The sequence below is a fragment of the Kribbella sp. NPDC023855 genome (assembly GCF_040639475.1).
In the GTDB taxonomy this organism is placed as follows: domain Bacteria; phylum Actinomycetota; class Actinomycetes; order Propionibacteriales; family Kribbellaceae; genus Kribbella.
Genome location: NZ_JBFAAA010000007.1, coordinates 44,144 through 59,627 on the forward strand (window position 1 = coordinate 44,144; position 15,484 = coordinate 59,627).

Below are 15,484 nucleotides of genomic sequence, written 5' to 3' on the forward strand. Positions count from 1 at the left end.
GCCTGTCAGAGCGGGTTGTTGCCGTCCAGGTTGAGTGCGGAACCCTTGCGGAAGAAGCGTTTTGCGACGAAGTGGCCGTTTTCGGCGGCCATCCGGAACCAGGGTTCGGAGGCGGCCAGGCCGTCGCGTTCCTCGACCAGGCGACCCATGTCCCACATGGCTTCCTTGTCGCCCGTGGCGATCGCGGCGTGCAGGTGCTCCTCCGCCTTGTCGATGTCCCCGCTGAGCTTGGCCATTGCGGCCACCGCCCGGAGCGCTTGCGGATTGCCGGCCTCGGCTGCTGCCTGCGCCTCCTCGACCGACCCGAACGTACGGCGCCGGCGTCCCCAGCCGAGGAAGCCTGTGAGCAGGCCCGCGGCCCAGATCCACAGACCGACCTTGACCAGCGAGCCGTTGCCCGTGATCAGCCCCACCAAGCTGAACACAGCCGCCACCAAGAACAGAAAAAAGGTCATCTCGGGTCCCCTCCCCAGGCTGAGACGGCAACGGTATCGCGCGGCATGGACGCTCCGCGCTCTCAAACGCGTGGCGGCACAGCCTGGGGAGGGGACCCGAGTACGGCGTACCGGTGGGACCTCGCGTCGTCGCTAACGGCCGAGCATGACGCCGCCGTCGACCGCGACGACTTGCCCCGTCAGATAGTCGTTGGTGATCAGGTGCAGGTAGGTGGCAGCGACTTCGTCAGGCGTCGCTATTCGGCGCAACGGGACTGCCTCGGCGAAAGCGGCCGCCTGCTCGGCAATCGCCTGGCTGGGTTGATCTCGCCAGAACGCCGTCCGGGTCCCCATGAAGGTAGGCGCTACCGCGTTGACCCGAATCGTCGGCGCGAGTTCGTAGGCCAGTCCCTGGACTAGTGCGCCGAGCCCGAGGTTCGCGACGTACGTGGCTGAGATCTCGTGCGGGCGTCCGCCGGTTCCCGCTGTGAAGGTCAGGCTCCCTCCGGGGTTGAGCACCTTGCCGGCCCGTGTCCCGATGCGCCAGTTGGTCAAGAACTTTGAGTTGAGCACGTGCAGCATCACGTCCTCCGAGGTGTCGAGGAACCCGCCGGCCATCGAGTCGCCGACCATCGAGACAAGATGATCCGTCGGCTCGAGCGAGGCGAAGAAGTCGTCGAGAGCTGCGGTGTCGTGCGCGTCGAGTACTGCGGTCTTGGCGGCGTTGACCGCTTTGGCAGCCCGCTCGAGTTTGTCCCGGTCCCGGCCGGTGATCGTCACCTCCGCGCCGAGCTGCCCGGCCTGCGCAGCGATCGCCCGGCCGATGCCGGAACTGCCTCCGACGATGACGATCCGGCGGCCCCGCAGGGTGGTGCTCGGGAGCGCTGCGCTCACGTCGGACATGGTCTGCCCCGCTTCCTGGTCGAGTTCAGTGGCACGCAGTGCAGACCATGACCAAGCCGTAAAGGAATCGTCGCGCCGCCCTCGACCTCGGTACGCCGTTCGATTCCTTTTGCGCCGGGCTGCGGTCTACATCGGTCAGGAAGCCCGAGCTGCGGAAGGTATGACATGAGCAAGATCATCGAATCGACTCTGATCTCGGCCGACGGAGTCGTCGACAGCCCAGGTGACTGGGCATTGCCCTATTTCAACGACGAGTTCGCTCAAGAAGCCGCGGACCTCTTGCACGGCTGCGACGCCATGTTGCTGGGGCGCGGCACGTACGACGAGCTGTCGAGGAGATGGCCTGGCCAGACCGGTATTTTCGCCGACGCGATCAACGGCATCCGGAAGTACGTCTTCTCCTCCACGCTCGAGACGGCCGAGTGGAACAACTCCGTCATCGTTCGCGGCGATGTGGTCAAGGAGGTGACCAAGCTCAAGGAGGAGAGCCAGAAGAACCTGCTGATGTTCGGTCATGGGCAGCTGAGCCACACCCTGCTGGCAAGCGGACTGCTGGACGTCCTACGGCTCGCTGTCCACCCCGTCATCGTCGGGCAACGGGGCGGCGGCTTTCCGGGGAACTCACAGACCCCGATGCGCCTGATCAACACCCATCCCCGCAAGTCCGGAGTCGTCGTTCTGACCTACGAGACAGCACGATCCTGATTCTGCGGCGAGGGCTGCGACACTGGCTCGGTGGACCGCAGCGCCGTACTGCTGGAAGCAGCGAAGGGCGGGGACGAGGATGCCTTCAGCCGCCTCGTAGAGCCCGTGCTGGGTGAGCTGCATGCGCACTGCTACCGCATGCTCGGCTCCGACCACGATGCCGAGGACTGTGTGCAGGAGACCTTGCTGCGGGCCTGGAAGAGCCTGCACCGGTTCGACGGCGTTGCCTTGCGGGCCTGGCTCTACAAGATCGCGACCAACCGCTGCCTGACGCTGATCGAGCGCAGAGGTCGCCGCGAACTTCCCACCGACCTGAGTACTCCGCACGCTGAGGCCACTTGGCTAGAGCCGTACCCCGAGCAGCGGCTGGCCTGGACCGCGCAGCTGGGCCCGGAGGCGCGGGTAGTCGCACTGGAGAGCGTGGAGCTGGCGTTCATCGCGTCGCTGCAGCACCTGTCGGCGCTGCAGCGCGCAGTACTGCTACTGCGGGAGGTGCTCGAGTTTGCTGCCAGTGAGGTGGCCGAACTGCTCGACACCTCCGTCGCAGCGGTGAACAGCGCGCTGCAGCGAGCCCGGAAGGTGCTGACCGCAGTAGGGCCCGACGTCACGCAGCAGGCGACTCTCGACCGGCTCGGTGAGGCGGAGCAGCGGGAGATCACTCGCCGCTACATGGCCGCGTGGGAGGCCGGCGACGTCGACGCGATTGTGGCGCTGCTGACCGACGACGCGAAGTACTCGATGCCGCCGTTGCCGCTGTGGTTCGCCGGTCACGACGGGATCCGTGAGTTCCTGCTCGCTGGCCCGCTGCGGTCGAGATGGAGGTTCGTGCCGACCACGGCAAACGGGCAGCTGGCCTTCGGAACCTACATGTGGGAAGACGGCCGCTACATCGCGAAAGGCCTCGACCTTCTCGTACTGCGGGGACCGGCGATCGCGGAGGTGGTCTCGTTCCTGGACGCCGACTTCAGCGACTTCGGGCTGGCCACTGAATTGACCGAGTAAAAGTTTTGACTCGGTTGCGATGAGTTTCCGGCCCGGCCCGGGTTCTAGGGGTGACAGAGCGGGACTTTTCGAGAAGGGCAGAGCTATGAGTTCGAACGAGCAGGAGATCCGGGCACTGATCGAAGGCTGGGCGGCAGCGGTACACGCAGGAGACCTGGCGGCGGTGCTCGAGGACCACGCGGCCGACATCGTGATGTTCGACGTACCGCCGCCGTACCAGGGAGCGCGCGGGCTGGACGAGTATCGCGCGACCTGGCCCGGGTTCTTCGAATGGCAGGCGTCGGGGGCCGTGTTCGAGATCGAGTCACTCGACGTGACAGCCGGGGAGGACGTCGCCTTCGCCTTCGCGTTACTCAGGTGTGGGATGGCGGAGGAGTTCCCGGCCAACCCCATCCGGCTGCGACTCACATTGGGCCTGCGCAAGGAAGACGGCCGGTGGGTGGTCAGCCACGAGCACCACTCGTTCCCGAACGAGGACTCCCCGGCCGCAGAGTCCGAAGTACGGGAACTGCTGGACCACTGGTCGGACCGCACAGCGGCGAAAGACCTGGATGGCCTCATGGCCGGCATCGCGGAGGAGATCGTCTCCTACGAGCACGCTGGACCACTGCAGTACGTCGGCAAGTCCGCAGTACGAGAGGTCTGCAAGGCAGGCCTCGACGCCGCGACCAAAACCGTCAAGCTGAGCACCCCTGACGTAACGGTCCTGACCCGCGGCGACCTAGCCGTCGCTTGGGGCCTCGACCACATCGAAGCCACCACCACAACCGACAACATCGACACCTGGTCCCGCGCAACCCGAATCTTCCAGCGCCAAGCCGGCGCCTGGAAACTGATCCACCAACACCTGTCCTTCCCAACCAACACGCCTACACCAGACCCCGGCTTCAACGACTGATCAGGCGGCGTACGGCTTCGAGGTCGCCGATTACTTGCTCGGGGCGGTCTCGGCGTTCGTGGAGGTCGACGTAGTGGGCGGCGATGGCGTCGGGGTCGTTGGCGCCGTCGCCGGTACGGATGCCGGTCGCGATGGTGATCGTCGCGACGTGGACTCCGCGCGGCGCGAGTTCGTGGTGCAAGGCAAGCGCCCAGTTGCGGAGGCCTGCCATGGCGATGCCGACGTTGCCGAGTGCGGGAACCGGAATCACCGAGGACGCACCGGTTGTCAGTAGGACTGTGCCTGTGCCGCGGGTGAGCATCGCGGGGAGGACATGCTGGACTGCGCTCACTGCTCCGAGCACGTGCAGCGAGAACTGCGCCGACGCGGAGTCGACGCTCACGTCGGACGCCGTGGTGATGGCGGCCCCGCCCGGCCCAGGTGTGTACGCCAGCACGTCGATGGGGCCGAGGTCGATCTGCATCGCATCCAGTGCGGCTCCGACCTGATCCGGGTCGGTGAGGTCGGCTGCGTAGGCGCTTGCTGCGACGCCGTCGGCGCGGAGTACGGATGCTTCGTCCGTCAGCCGAGCCGAGCTGCGGGCGACGAGTCCCGCTCGCCAGCCCCGCCGGCCGAACTGCCGGGCAATCGCTACCCCAAGTCCTGGACCAGCACCGAGTACCGCAACCGTTCCCGTCATGCGCATCCTCCGCCGTACGATTTGTCTGTCACAGCATCGTCTGTGCGTGCCAAGCCACCGCACAAGTAGGCACATTGATGTGCCTACTGGAGGGGAGACGAGATCATGGACGCCATTCACGGCAACGGCATGATCGCGCGGGCTCTGGAGCTCGAAGGTGCGCCGCCGGACGAGGACACCTGCCGGCACGTACTGCAGGTCCTCTCGCGAATCGGCGACAAGTGGACCGTCCTCGTCATCAGCCAACTGCGCGACGGACCCCTGCGGTACGGCGAACTCCAGCGCGCCGTCACCGGAATCTCACAACGCATGCTGACCCTCACCGTGCGAGCCCTCGAGCGAGACGGCCTCGTCACCCGCACCGTCCATCCAACGATCCCGCCCCAAGTCGAATACGCCCTCACCGACCTCGGCCGCACCTTGCTCGACCCAGCCCTGGCAATAGCCCAATGGGCCATCACCCACCACCCCGACATCAAAGAAGCCCGCACCCGCTACGAATCCAAGGAGCGCTGAGGGGGCCACCGGATTGCAGCTTCGGGAGTCAGGTGACGGTGACTGGTGTGTTGGTCAGGGCGCATTCGATCCAGGTCATGCCGGGGGTGAGGAGGAGTGGGCCGCCGTCGGGGGCGGTGAAGGTGAATGGGTCGTTGGGGCCTGCCTTGGTCCAGTGGCCGGTGGCTGTCTTGCCGCCGGTGAAGACCTTCAGCGGGCCAGAGGCGTCGAAGACGTCGAGGATCGTCATCGACGGCTTGGCCCGGGCGAAGCTCGTGTCGCGCGCGGCGGTCAGGACGATTACGTTGTCGGCGGCAACTTGTCCGCCGTTCTCGATCAGGTGCCGGGACCACTTCTCCCCGCGCAACCAGCGCCGGCTGCGGGCGTCGTAGGTCCACGTGGCTGTTGAGGTTCCTCCGTAGGCGACGGTCACCGATCGGGCGTTGGCACCGCCGACCTGCGCGGTGGATCCGGCGAGGTCGGCAGCGTAGGAGAAGTACGGCGCCGGCGGCTCGGTCCGGTCGGTCAGCGCGAGCAGCTTGGCCGGCCTGGCGAAGACGTGATTCGGAGCTCGTCTGCCGTCATCCAGCGCGTAGGTCCCCCGCGGCACCCGCAAGCTGCCAAGGTTTGCGAGGTCGGCGGCCTTGTCCAGGTAGTCGAGAACCCATCGGTCGGCCATCGTGCTGGCGATGATGCCCTTGGTCGGACCGATCAGCGCGGCGTCCATCGGGCGCAACGAGCGCACCGGCCCGACCTGGGCGGGGAGCTTGGAATGGAAGACCGCGGCCAGTCGCGTGGTCGCGCCGGTGATGGGCTCCACGAAGACCAGATCAGCCTCGGCCAGCCCACGATGCGGATGCGCGTCCGGAGTGTTCGAGATCTTCACAGTGACCGCCGGACGCTCCAACGCATCCTTTACCAGTACTCCGGTCAACGGCGCGCGCCCGACCATGCTCACGGCACCGCTACCGGTGGCAGTTGGCGATACCGGAGACGGGCCAGGAACAGGCCCCGGAGACGCACCCGATTCGCCATCACGCAGTACGAACACACCGCCAACCACCAACGCAATCACCAGCAAGCAGGCGGCCGCAATCCCCGCTCGCCTCCCAGCCAACCCACCAACCCGCCACCCGATGCCCATCGTCGTACTCCCCGTCTAGCGCCCCCTAATACGACTATGCGCCTCCACCCCCTCCGACGCATCAGGTCACGCAGGACCGGCGGTCCCGAGGGATCGGGACCGCCGACCTAAGGGGTCAGGCTCTTGGCCAGCGTTGGTTGGGGGTGCCGGTGCAGGGGGTGATGGTTGTGGGTGAGCCGTTGGTGGTGGCGGTGGCGGTCAGGCAGAGGCCGGTTTGGGGGTTGGTGATGGTGCCGTTGTCGTTGAGGCTCCACTGCTGGTTGGTGCCGCCGTTGCAATCCCAGATCCGGGACGGGGTGCCGGAGCCGGCGTTGAGGGGTACTTCGAGGCATTTGCCCAGGACCTGCAGGGCTTGGCCGGTGCGGGTGAACTGCTGGTTGGCGTTGGTGTGGCAGTCCCAGAGGATCGTCGCTGTGCCGTTGGCGGAGTTCGCGCCGTTGACGTCCAGGCACCGGCCGGCGGACTCACTGCGCAACCGGAACGTGGTCGGGGTCGGGGTCGTGCCTCCGGTGAAGAACCTCCACACCTCGTTCTTGACCCAACTCCTGGCGCCGCTCTCACAGCCGGCGCATCCGTCGACGGGTCCCTGCTGGTGACCTCCGTCGAAGGCTGCCCAGACCACTGGGTACCCGGCCCGGCAGCCGGAGTACGTGGTGGTGATGTGGGTGCGGCTGCCCGCTGCGGGCTCGGGCGGATTCTGGGGGGTGCAGCCGTTGTTCCGGACGAACCTGTCGCGCAATCCACGTCCGGCGCCGATGTTGTCGGAGATGCCGTGGATTCCCATGTACGCGAACGGCTGGGTGCCGCCGCTGCAACCGCTAATACCACCGGGGGCGGCGATCGCCGCGACGGCACGGAAGGTCGTCGCCCTGGCACACGCGAGTGCGTAGCTCATGGCGCCGCCGTAGCTGAAGCCGACGGCGAAGCGCTGGGCCGTGTCGACGCAGAGGTCGTTCTCGATCCGCCGGATCATGTCGTCGGTGAAGGTGACGTCCTCGCCGCCGGAGTTGCCCCAGCCGTTGTTGAGGCCCTGCGGTGCTACGAAGATCGCGGTGTTGTTCGCGAGCGCACGCAGGCCGTAGTGGGCATAGATCTCGCCGTCGCTTCCGCCGCCGGCGACCTGCTGCATGGTGCCGCCCAACCAGTGGTACCCGAAGACCAGCCGGTACTGCGTAGTGCTGCTGTAGTTGTCCGGGACACTCAGGATGAAGCTGCGGTTCTTGCCGTTGCTCTGAATCGTGTAGGTCCCGCTCCGCAGCGTCGGAGCCTTGCCGCACCCTGGGGACGCGGCAAGAACAGTTGGCGCCGGAGCCGGCTCGGCCTCGGCGGTGCCAGCTCCGGTGAGAGCCAGCGCGGCGATGGTGAGCGGGGTCAACAACAAACTAAGAAGGCGTCTTTGTTTCATGGACTTCTCCTGTTCTCGGTCAAGGGTCAGGGCCGGGTCCAGCGTTGGTTGGTGCCGCCGTGGCAGGTCCAGATGATCAGTTGGGTGCCGTTGGCCGTGCTGCCGCCATTGGCGTCGAGGCACTTGTTCGACTGCGGGTTGACCAGCGAGCCGTTGGCGCCGGCCGTCCAGTTCTGAGCGCCGCTACCGTTGCAGGTGAACAGTTGGACCGGTGCGCCATTGGCGGTGCTGCCGCCCGCGACGGTCATGCACTTGCTGAACGCACGCAACGTGTCGCCGTTGACGGTCCACTGCTGGTTGACACCGTTGGTGCAGGTCCAGAGCTGGATCTTCGTACCGTCGGCGGTGCTGCCACCGCTGACGTCCACGCATTTGCCGCCCGGACCGGTGATCGGTCCGGTGCGCGTGCCGCCCAGCTCCTTGATCCGAATGTTGCGGAAGGCAACGTCGTCGCCGGTGCCGTGGTTCTGGATGCCGATGTGACCGGACGTCAGCGACCGGGCCGGATCGGTGTTGGTGAAGTCGTTGATCTTCACGCCGTTCAGGAACACCTGCAGCCGCTCGCCCTCGACGAGAAGCTCGTACGTGTTCCACTCCCCCGGCGGGTTGAGCGCGGCGTCGCGGGCAGCCAGGTCGGCGGCTTTGAACCCGTAGACCGAGCCGGTGGTCTTGTCGGCCGTGTCGGTCGCGTCGATCTGCACCTCATGCCCTTGGGCGAGGGCGGTGTTCGGGTCGCTGCCTGCCGGGAACCCGATGACCACGCCGGAGTTGTCGTCGCCGGCCATCCGCCAGTCCAGCTTGAGCGAGTACGAGCGGAACTCCTTGGCGCCGTACCAGAGCATGCCCATCCCGCCGGAGGAGGTCAGCGTGCCGTCGCTGTTGGCGAAACCACCCGGCCCTGCCTGCGACCATCCGGCGGTGGATCCGTTGTACAGCGTGGTGTAGCCGGTCTCCGGTCGGCAGTCCGCCTTCGTCCGGTTGGCCGCGTACCGGATGCCGCCGAGGATCATGGCCCGGAAGCCACTTTCGGAGAAGCTGGACTGCGTGTGGCCGCTGCCGGTGTAGAAAGACCGTCCGCTCTGGATGGCCTTGCACCAGGTGTGCGGATGATCGGCGCCCATCGACCCACCGGAGTACGTCGACTCGTCCAAGGTGGCCAGGACGCGCGCGCTGGATCGGACGTTGGTGCGGTAGTTGTACCACTCGTCGGTCCGTACCCATGCGGGCGCGAGGTGCTGCGTGGCCTGGTGCGCCCGGTTCTCGACTCGTACCGTCGCCTGCTGGATCGCGGGATGCGAGACGAAGTACGCGCCGACCAGTTCGCCGTAGAACGGCCAGTCGTGCTCGGTGTCAGCCGCCGAATGGATACCGGCGTACCCACCTCCGCCCCGGATGTAAGCCTCGAACGCGCTCTGCTGCGTTGCGTTGAGGACATCGCCCGTGGTGTTGAGGAAAACCACCGCCTCGTACTGCGCCAGGTTTGCGGCGCTGAACGCATTCGCATCCTCGGTCGCCGCGACGGCGAAGCCGTTGGCCGAGCCCAACTCACGGATCATCTGGATGCCCGCCGGGATGGAGTCGTGCCGGAATCCCGCGGTCTTGGAGAACACCAGTACGTCGTACGGCGGATCGGCAGCGCCGGCCGACGGACCGGCCGTGGCCGGCGGACCGGCGTTGGCCGCGAAGACGACGAGCGCGGTGACAGCCAGGCCGAGCGCGCGCCGGGCGAAGGAGGACTTCATCTCAGCTCACATCGCTTTCCTGTGCAGAGTTTCATGACTGGGTCCAGCGCTGGTTGGTGCCGCCGCCGCAGGTCCAGATGATCAGTTGGGTGCCGTCGGCCGAGCTGGCACCGGTGGCGTCGAGGCATTTGGTGCCGTTGCGGATGGTGCCGTCGGCCTGCACGGACCAGCTCTGCGCCGAGGATCCGTTGCAGGTGAGTAGCTGAACCGGGGTGCCGTCAGCGGTGGCACCGCCGGTGACATCCATGCACTTGCCCAACGACTGGAACGTGTTGCCGCTGCGCGTCCACTGCTGGTTGGCGCCGCCGTGGCAGGTCCACAACTGGAGTTTGGCGCCGTCGGTGGAGGTGGCTCCGCTGACGTCGACGCACTTGCCGCCGATCCCGGTGATCTGCCCGGCGCTGCCGCCTGTCGACGTACCGAAGCTGAACGCGTCCAGGTCGAACAGGTAGCCCGTGCCGGTGCCGGCGAACGTCAGGTAGAGGGTGCCGGTTCCACTTGGGATGTTGGACAGAGCTGTGGAAACCTCGGTGAAGGTCTCCCAGCCGCCGGTGTTCGGAATCGTCACCGTGCCGAGCACTGTCCCGGTCGGTGAGCCGGAGCGGAGAGACAGCGTGCCGCCCGACCCTCCGGAGGAAGCCCGTGCTGTGAAACGGCTCTCGCCCGTGAGCGCATAGGGCTGGAACGCGATCCAGTCGCCGTTGTGGATGTCACCGACCGTCTTGCCGCCCTCCGCGGCCGCCTTGTCGTACAGGCCCGTACCAGACTGGCTGGTGTAGTGCTCGGCCTGGCGATGCCGGGGCTGCAGGACGTGCTGCGTGTGGGTGGTCAGCGCCGGCTGGCCGCTGCCGCCCAGGTCGGTGTACTCCGCGTCGAACACGGCGTACAGGTTTGCTGCTGTGTCGTGCTCACCATCCGCGGGAATCGGGAGAGTGCCTGAGCATCCGTTCCGTGAGGTGATCAGGTGCGCGTGGCTGTCATGGCCCAGGTAGTAGCTCAGCTTCACCCGGCTGCAGTCGATCGTGCCGTCCTCCGGGTCGGACACTGCGATCGTGTACGGCACGTTGTCGCCGAAGCTGAACACCTTGCCGCTGGCCGGCGTGGTCAGCGTGACAGTGGGTGCGGTGTTGCCGACGGTGATGATCACGCTGGCGTTGCCGGAGCGGCCGGCGGGATCGGTCACCGTGAGCGTGGCCGTGTACTGGCCGTTCGCGGCGTAGGTGTGACTCGGGTTCGCTGCTGTTGAAGTGGTTCCGTCGCCGAAGTTCCACGAGTAGGTCAGCGCACCGCCCTCCGGGTCCGAGGAGCCGGCCGACGAGAAGCTCGCGGCCAGCGGCGCGGAGCCGGAGGTGCGGTTGGCACTGGCCCGCGCGACCGGCGCTTGGTTTCCGGCCGGGTTGTACTCGATGCGGTAGAGCGCCGAGCTCGCGTCACCGTTACCCCAGCCGGTGCCATAGTCCAGCACGTACAGCGCGCCGTCCGGACCGAAGGCCGAATCCATGACCTGGGTACCGCGCCACGGGAACGGGTTGATCTGCCCAGCCGACCCGTCGGAGTTCACGTCGATGATCTTGATCCAGCGCCGGCCGAACTCGCCCGCGAAGACGTGACCGTCCAGTGCGGGCGGGAACTTGACCGTCGACGGATTGGCCGCGTCGTACCGGTAGACCGGCGCGCTCATCGGCGACTCCGATCCGCATCCGAAGGCCGCCAGTGAACAGTTGTCGTACTTGATCCACGCCGGGCGCGCGGCCGGCAGATTGGTCAGCCCGGTGTTGCGCGGAGAGTTGTTGACCGGTGCGGCGCAGTTGAAGCGCGCCCCGGAAGGCCCCGACGGGAACGTGTAGTCCACATAGGTTTCGTTGGTCGTGTTCGTGCCGGTGCAGTACGGCCAGCCGTAGTTGCCGGCCGAGGTGATCCGGTTGAACTCGACCTGACCGGCGGGGCCGCGCGCGGCGTCCGTCGTACCGGCGTCCGGTCCGTAGTCGCCGAGGTAGACCACGCCGGTGGCCTTGTCTACGTTCATCCGGAACGGGTTGCGGAAGCCCATCGCGTAGATCTCCGGGCGGGTCCGCGCGGTACCCGGCGCGAACAGGTTGCCGACCGGGATCGAGTACGTGCCGTTGGCGTTCACCTTGATCCGCAGCACCTTGCCACGCAGGTCGTTGGTGTTGCCCGCACTGCGCTGCGCGTCGAACGCGGGATTGCGGTTGGTACGCTCGTCGATCGGGGTGTAGCCACTCGAGGCGAACGGGTTCGAGTCGTCCCCGGTGGACAGATACAAGTTGCCTGCGGCATCGAAGTCGATGTCGCCGCCGACGTGGCAGCAGACACCCCGGCTGGTCGGCACGTCCAGCACGGTCACCTGGCTGGCCTGGTTCAGGGTGAAGTCGGCGTTCAGGGTGAAGCGCGACAGCCGGTTCACGCCGTTCCACACCGAGAAGTCGGTCCCGTTCTCCGGGGCGTCACCGCCCGGTGTGGACAGCGGCGGCGAGTAGTACAGGTAGATGAACCGGTTGGTGGCGAAGTTGGGGTCGGCCGCGATGCCCTGCAGACCTTCCTCGTCGTGCGAGTACACCGGCAGCGTGCCGATCACGTTGGTCGTCCCTGCCGCGGTGGTACGCCGCAGGGTGCCGTTGCGGGCGGTGTGCAGGACCGAGCGGTCCGGCAACACCGCCAGCGACATCGGTTCGCCCATCTCGGCCACCCCACGCGCCAGCTCGACCTGCTGGAAATCGACGGGGTTGACCGCATGCGCGGCGGCCTCTGGAGCCGAGCTGATCGCACTCGCCGTGGTACCGGCGGCTATCAGGATGGCGGCGGAGATCGCCGCTGTGAACTTGGTTCTCATCGCAGGTCACACCCCTTGGATTCGGTCGGGCGGGAAAGGGTGGTCAGCAGGAGTTCGTCTGGGTGAGCAGGCCCATTCGCCACGGCAGTTTCAGATAGTCGCCGCTCGCTCCGGGATCCTGGCCCTGGTAGACGAACTGCAGCCGGCAGGGATTGATCGTCAGCGTCTGGTCGTTGCTCGCCCGGACCAGCTCGCCGTGACTGATGTCCTGGGTCCAGGCACCGTTCGGGAAGCTCACGTTGTTGCGGCCGGCAAAGGGTTCGTTTTCCGTTGCGGCCAACGGACTCCAGCTGCCGGTGAGGCTGCTCGAGGTGAAGGACCGGAAGTACCGCCGGCCGGTTCCACCGATGGCCTCCTGCATCAACAGGTACTGGTTGGACCCGGCCACCTTGTACACATTGGTTGCCTCGAACAACGCGAACTTGGAGTCCGACAGCACGATCTGGGTGTTGCCGAAGCCGTTGGGGAAGTTGGCCAGCGTGGTCTGGGCGCGGTAGATGTGGCCGTTGTCGTCGCTGAAGAACAGGAAGCAGTTCGCGGTGTCGCAGATGACCCAGAAGTCGATCCAGGTCCCGTCGCCCTTGTTCTGCCGGACGATGTCGGGTTCCTGGGCGATGAACGTGCGCGGCGCCGACCACGACCGCGGATCGGCCGGGTTGGTGCTGGTCGAGTACGTCGGTGGCGCGGTCTGGTAGACCAGGTACCAGAGGTTCTGCGGCGCGAAGTGGAACAGCTGCGGCGCGGCCCGGTAGCCCGGCCCGATCGCTGAAGCCGTGTCCAGGTAGGTGTGCGGAGCAGCTGCGGCCTGCGACCAGTCGCCGAAGTTGAAGTTCACCAGACCCCAACCGTTCGAACCGGCCGTGGTGGCGTAGATCAGCCACTGGTTGTTGTGCCGTACCACCGAGAAATCCTTGATGGAGTAGCGGTTCGGGTGTTGCGCGTCGGCCTTCGGCCCGGCAAGCACCCCACTGGAGGACCACCGGAAGGTAGAGGGCAGCTGACCGCCCGGGTTACCGCCACCGATGGGAACCAGTGCCCACTGCTGGTTGGTCGCGCCGCTGTCGGAGCGCTGCACGATCCCCGTTCCGTTCGTGGTGGACCCACCCGGTACTTCGAGCGCCTTGTTGCTGTTGCGGTTGATCAGCCGCACGTTGCCGTCGGACGAGTCGGCCAACCGGAACTGCTGGTTCGTGCCGTTGTGATCGCTCCACTGCACGATCGCGGCGCCGTCGGCGGTCGAGAAGTTGAACACGTCGAGCGCCTTGGCCGAGTGCCGCGCCCGCAAGCGGTAGTAACCGCCACCGGAATCCACGAACTGGAACTGCTGATTGGTGCCGTCGTGCCGCGTCCACTGCTGGACCGCGGCGCCGTCGGCGGTGCTCGCCGCCGAGACATCCATCGCCTTGCCACTGGCGCGGTTGACCAGGACGTACCAGGCGCTCGGATCGACAGTGGCCGCCTGCGCCGGGATCGCGACCACCGCTGCCAGTAGACCGGCCACAAGTGCTATCACCATGGCGAGCGCCGTACGCCGCCGGTCATGCGAGTTCAATGCGTGCATGGCCTCCTCCTTCGACTAGGAGCGCTGGAGCTGGAAGCGCTGGTTGGCGTTGCCGGTGTAGGTCCACTGCGAGATGCGCGCGCCGTCGGCGGTCGATGCCGCCCACACGTCCAGCGCGAGGCCGCTCTGCCGGTTGACCAGACTCACCACGCCGCCGCCGTGATCGGTCACCCGCCACTGCTGACTGACGGCATTCGTGTCCGGCTGCTGCGCCACGTCGGCGCCGGTGCTCGATCCGGACACCTGGAGGACGAGCCCGCTGTGCCGTGCCCTGATCCGGTAGTAGCCGCCGCCGGCGTCGAGGAAGTCGAACTGCTGGTTGGACCCACCGCTGATCGACCACTGCTGCAACAGGGCACCGGGAGACGTGGACACGTTGGCGATATCGGCGGCCTTGCCGCTGTGTTGCGCCACCAGCTGGTAGTTGACACCGACCTGGATCGGGCTGCCGCTGGTTGTGCCGTTCAGCACGGTGAGCACCGCGTCGTACGCCTGCTTCTTGTTGCCGTTCCGGTCGAACAGCAACGGGTTCTCGCTCCCGCGCCAGGAGTCGCTGTCCCGGACGCCCCACGTGGTGATGCCGGTGCATCGCGGCACGTTCATGCAGGCTCGGACGGTGTTGGCGTAGGCGGTCGGCGAGGCCTGCGCGATGTCGAGTTCAGTGAGCTGTACGTCGACGCCGAGGGCGGCGAAGTTCGCCACTGTGGTCTGGAACGTGCCGGGCGCGCCTCCGCTGCCGAAGTGCGACTGCAGGCCGACACAGTCGATCGGCACCCCACGAGCCTTGAAGTCGCGGACCATCCGGTACACGCCTTGGGTCTTGGCGGCGTTCCAGTCCTCGATGTTGTAGTCGTTGTAGCAGAGCTTGGCGGCCGGGTCCGCGGTGCGGGCGGTGCGGAACGCCTCCTCGAGGAACCCGGTGCCGAGCACGTCCCGGAACACCGACTGGCGAAGTGCGCCGCTGCCGCCGTCCTCGAACGCCTCGTTCACCACGTCCCAGGAATGGATCTGGCCGCGGTAGCGGCCCGCCACCTGGTTGATGTGGTTGGTCATCACGCTGCGAAGCGTGTTCGCGTCCCGGATGGCCTTGACCCAGTCGGGCAACTGCGCGTGCCAGACCAGCGTGTGGCCACGCAACAGCTTGCCCTGGCTGCGCGCGTGGTTGGCGATCCGATCCGCCGCGCCGAAGGTGAAGTTGTTGCGGGACGGCTCGGTGTGGTCCCACTTCATCTCGTTCTCGGCGGTGATCGAGTTGAACTCGCGGTTGAGGATCGTCGTGTACTGCGCATCGCCCAACTTGCCGCCGGCGACCGCGGCGCCGAAGTACCGGCCGGACTGGGCTGCCGCCGCGCCCAGGGTGCTGGCCGCCTCAGCGCTGCCGGCCGCATCGACGGTGGCCACGGCGCCGGACGGAACGAGTGTCACGGAGCTCGCGACGGCGAGCGAGACGATCGCACCGCGGAGCAGTGGCCGACGCCACCATCGGGCGGGATGGAGTTGCAGGGTCATACTTCCTCCTCTTGTCACGGGGCGGTGTCACTGAGGTCGGGAGCGCTCCCAAGCTGGTTGCAGACCGTACGCGAGACATCACGCAGGGCGCAATGCTTCAGTCTCATTCAGTTTCGGGACCTAAATGATTCAGTCCTATCGACGCCGGTGTTCGGG

13 protein-coding genes are annotated in these 15,484 nt (G+C 66.8%); 4 read left to right on the plus strand and 9 right to left on the minus strand.

Annotated features, from left to right (window positions below; genetic code table 11):
• Window positions 1-5 precede the first annotated feature (5 nt).
• Window positions 6-455, minus strand: coding sequence for a hypothetical protein (locus AB0F51_RS24205; protein ID WP_360283568.1), 450 nt, complete (start codon window positions 453-455; stop codon window positions 6-8).
• A 132-nt stretch (window positions 456-587) separates the two neighbouring features.
• On the minus strand, window positions 588-1,328 hold the full coding sequence (locus AB0F51_RS24210; protein WP_360283570.1) for an SDR family oxidoreductase: 741 nt from the start codon (window positions 1,326-1,328) through the stop codon (window positions 588-590).
• 174 nt (window positions 1,329-1,502) lie between these two features.
• On the opposite strand from AB0F51_RS24210, the gene AB0F51_RS24215 reads away from it, so the two are divergent.
• From AB0F51_RS24215 to AB0F51_RS24225, 3 genes are all read left to right on the plus strand, one after another.
• Window positions 1,503-2,042 carry a dihydrofolate reductase family protein gene (locus AB0F51_RS24215; RefSeq protein ID WP_360283572.1) on the plus strand — a complete coding sequence of 180 codons (540 nt, stop codon included), beginning with the start codon at window positions 1,503-1,505 and terminating at the stop codon, window positions 2,040-2,042.
• 30 nt (window positions 2,043-2,072) lie between these two features.
• Window positions 2,073-3,044 (plus strand): sigma-70 family RNA polymerase sigma factor, encoded by a 972-nt coding sequence (locus AB0F51_RS24220; protein ID WP_360283574.1) that lies wholly within the window; start codon window positions 2,073-2,075, stop codon window positions 3,042-3,044.
• Between the two features lie 85 nt (window positions 3,045-3,129).
• Entirely contained in the window at window positions 3,130-3,942 is an 813-nt protein-coding gene (locus tag AB0F51_RS24225) for a nuclear transport factor 2 family protein (protein ID WP_360283576.1), read from the plus strand.
• On the opposite strand, the gene AB0F51_RS24230 is transcribed toward AB0F51_RS24225, so the two are convergent.
• Window positions 3,932-4,621: an SDR family NAD(P)-dependent oxidoreductase gene (locus tag AB0F51_RS24230; RefSeq protein WP_360283578.1), complete on the minus strand. Its 690-nt coding sequence runs from the start codon at window positions 4,619-4,621 to the stop codon at window positions 3,932-3,934. The two genes, AB0F51_RS24225 and AB0F51_RS24230, sit on opposite strands and share 11 nt — an antisense overlap.
• 105 nt (window positions 4,622-4,726) lie before the next feature.
• Between AB0F51_RS24230 and AB0F51_RS24235 the strand changes: the two genes are divergently transcribed.
• Window positions 4,727-5,137 (plus strand): helix-turn-helix domain-containing protein, encoded by a 411-nt coding sequence (locus tag AB0F51_RS24235; protein WP_360283580.1) that lies wholly within the window; start codon window positions 4,727-4,729, stop codon window positions 5,135-5,137.
• A gap of 28 nt (window positions 5,138-5,165) precedes the next feature.
• Here AB0F51_RS24235 and AB0F51_RS24240 read toward each other — a convergent pair whose 3' ends face one another.
• The 6 genes from AB0F51_RS24240 to AB0F51_RS24265 all read right to left on the minus strand — a co-directional run bounded on the left by AB0F51_RS24240 (window position 5,166) and on the right by AB0F51_RS24265 (window position 15,328).
• On the minus strand, window positions 5,166-6,068 hold the full coding sequence (locus tag AB0F51_RS24240) for a DUF3048 domain-containing protein (protein WP_360284103.1): 903 nt from the start codon (window positions 6,066-6,068) through the stop codon (window positions 5,166-5,168).
• A 307-nt stretch (window positions 6,069-6,375) separates the two neighbouring features.
• Window positions 6,376-7,635: a ricin-type beta-trefoil lectin domain protein gene (locus AB0F51_RS24245; protein ID WP_360283582.1), complete on the minus strand. Its 1,260-nt coding sequence runs from the start codon at window positions 7,633-7,635 to the stop codon at window positions 6,376-6,378.
• A gap of 56 nt (window positions 7,636-7,691) precedes the next feature.
• Window positions 7,692-9,407, minus strand: a complete 1,716-nt coding sequence (locus tag AB0F51_RS24250) for a ThuA domain-containing protein (protein WP_360283584.1) — start codon at window positions 9,405-9,407, stop codon at window positions 7,692-7,694.
• Between the two features lie 31 nt (window positions 9,408-9,438).
• Window positions 9,439-12,258: a PQQ-dependent sugar dehydrogenase gene (locus AB0F51_RS24255; protein WP_360283586.1), complete on the minus strand. Its 2,820-nt coding sequence runs from the start codon at window positions 12,256-12,258 to the stop codon at window positions 9,439-9,441.
• 43 nt (window positions 12,259-12,301) lie between these two features.
• Entirely contained in the window at window positions 12,302-13,819 is a 1,518-nt protein-coding gene (locus tag AB0F51_RS24260) for a non-reducing end alpha-L-arabinofuranosidase family hydrolase (RefSeq protein ID WP_360283588.1), read from the minus strand.
• A 15-nt stretch (window positions 13,820-13,834) separates the two neighbouring features.
• The gene (locus AB0F51_RS24265; protein WP_360283590.1) at window positions 13,835-15,328 is read right to left on the minus strand and encodes an endo-1,4-beta-xylanase; all 1,494 of its coding nucleotides are present in this window, start codon (window positions 15,326-15,328) and stop codon (window positions 13,835-13,837) included.
• Window positions 15,329-15,484: the final 156 nt, after the last annotated feature.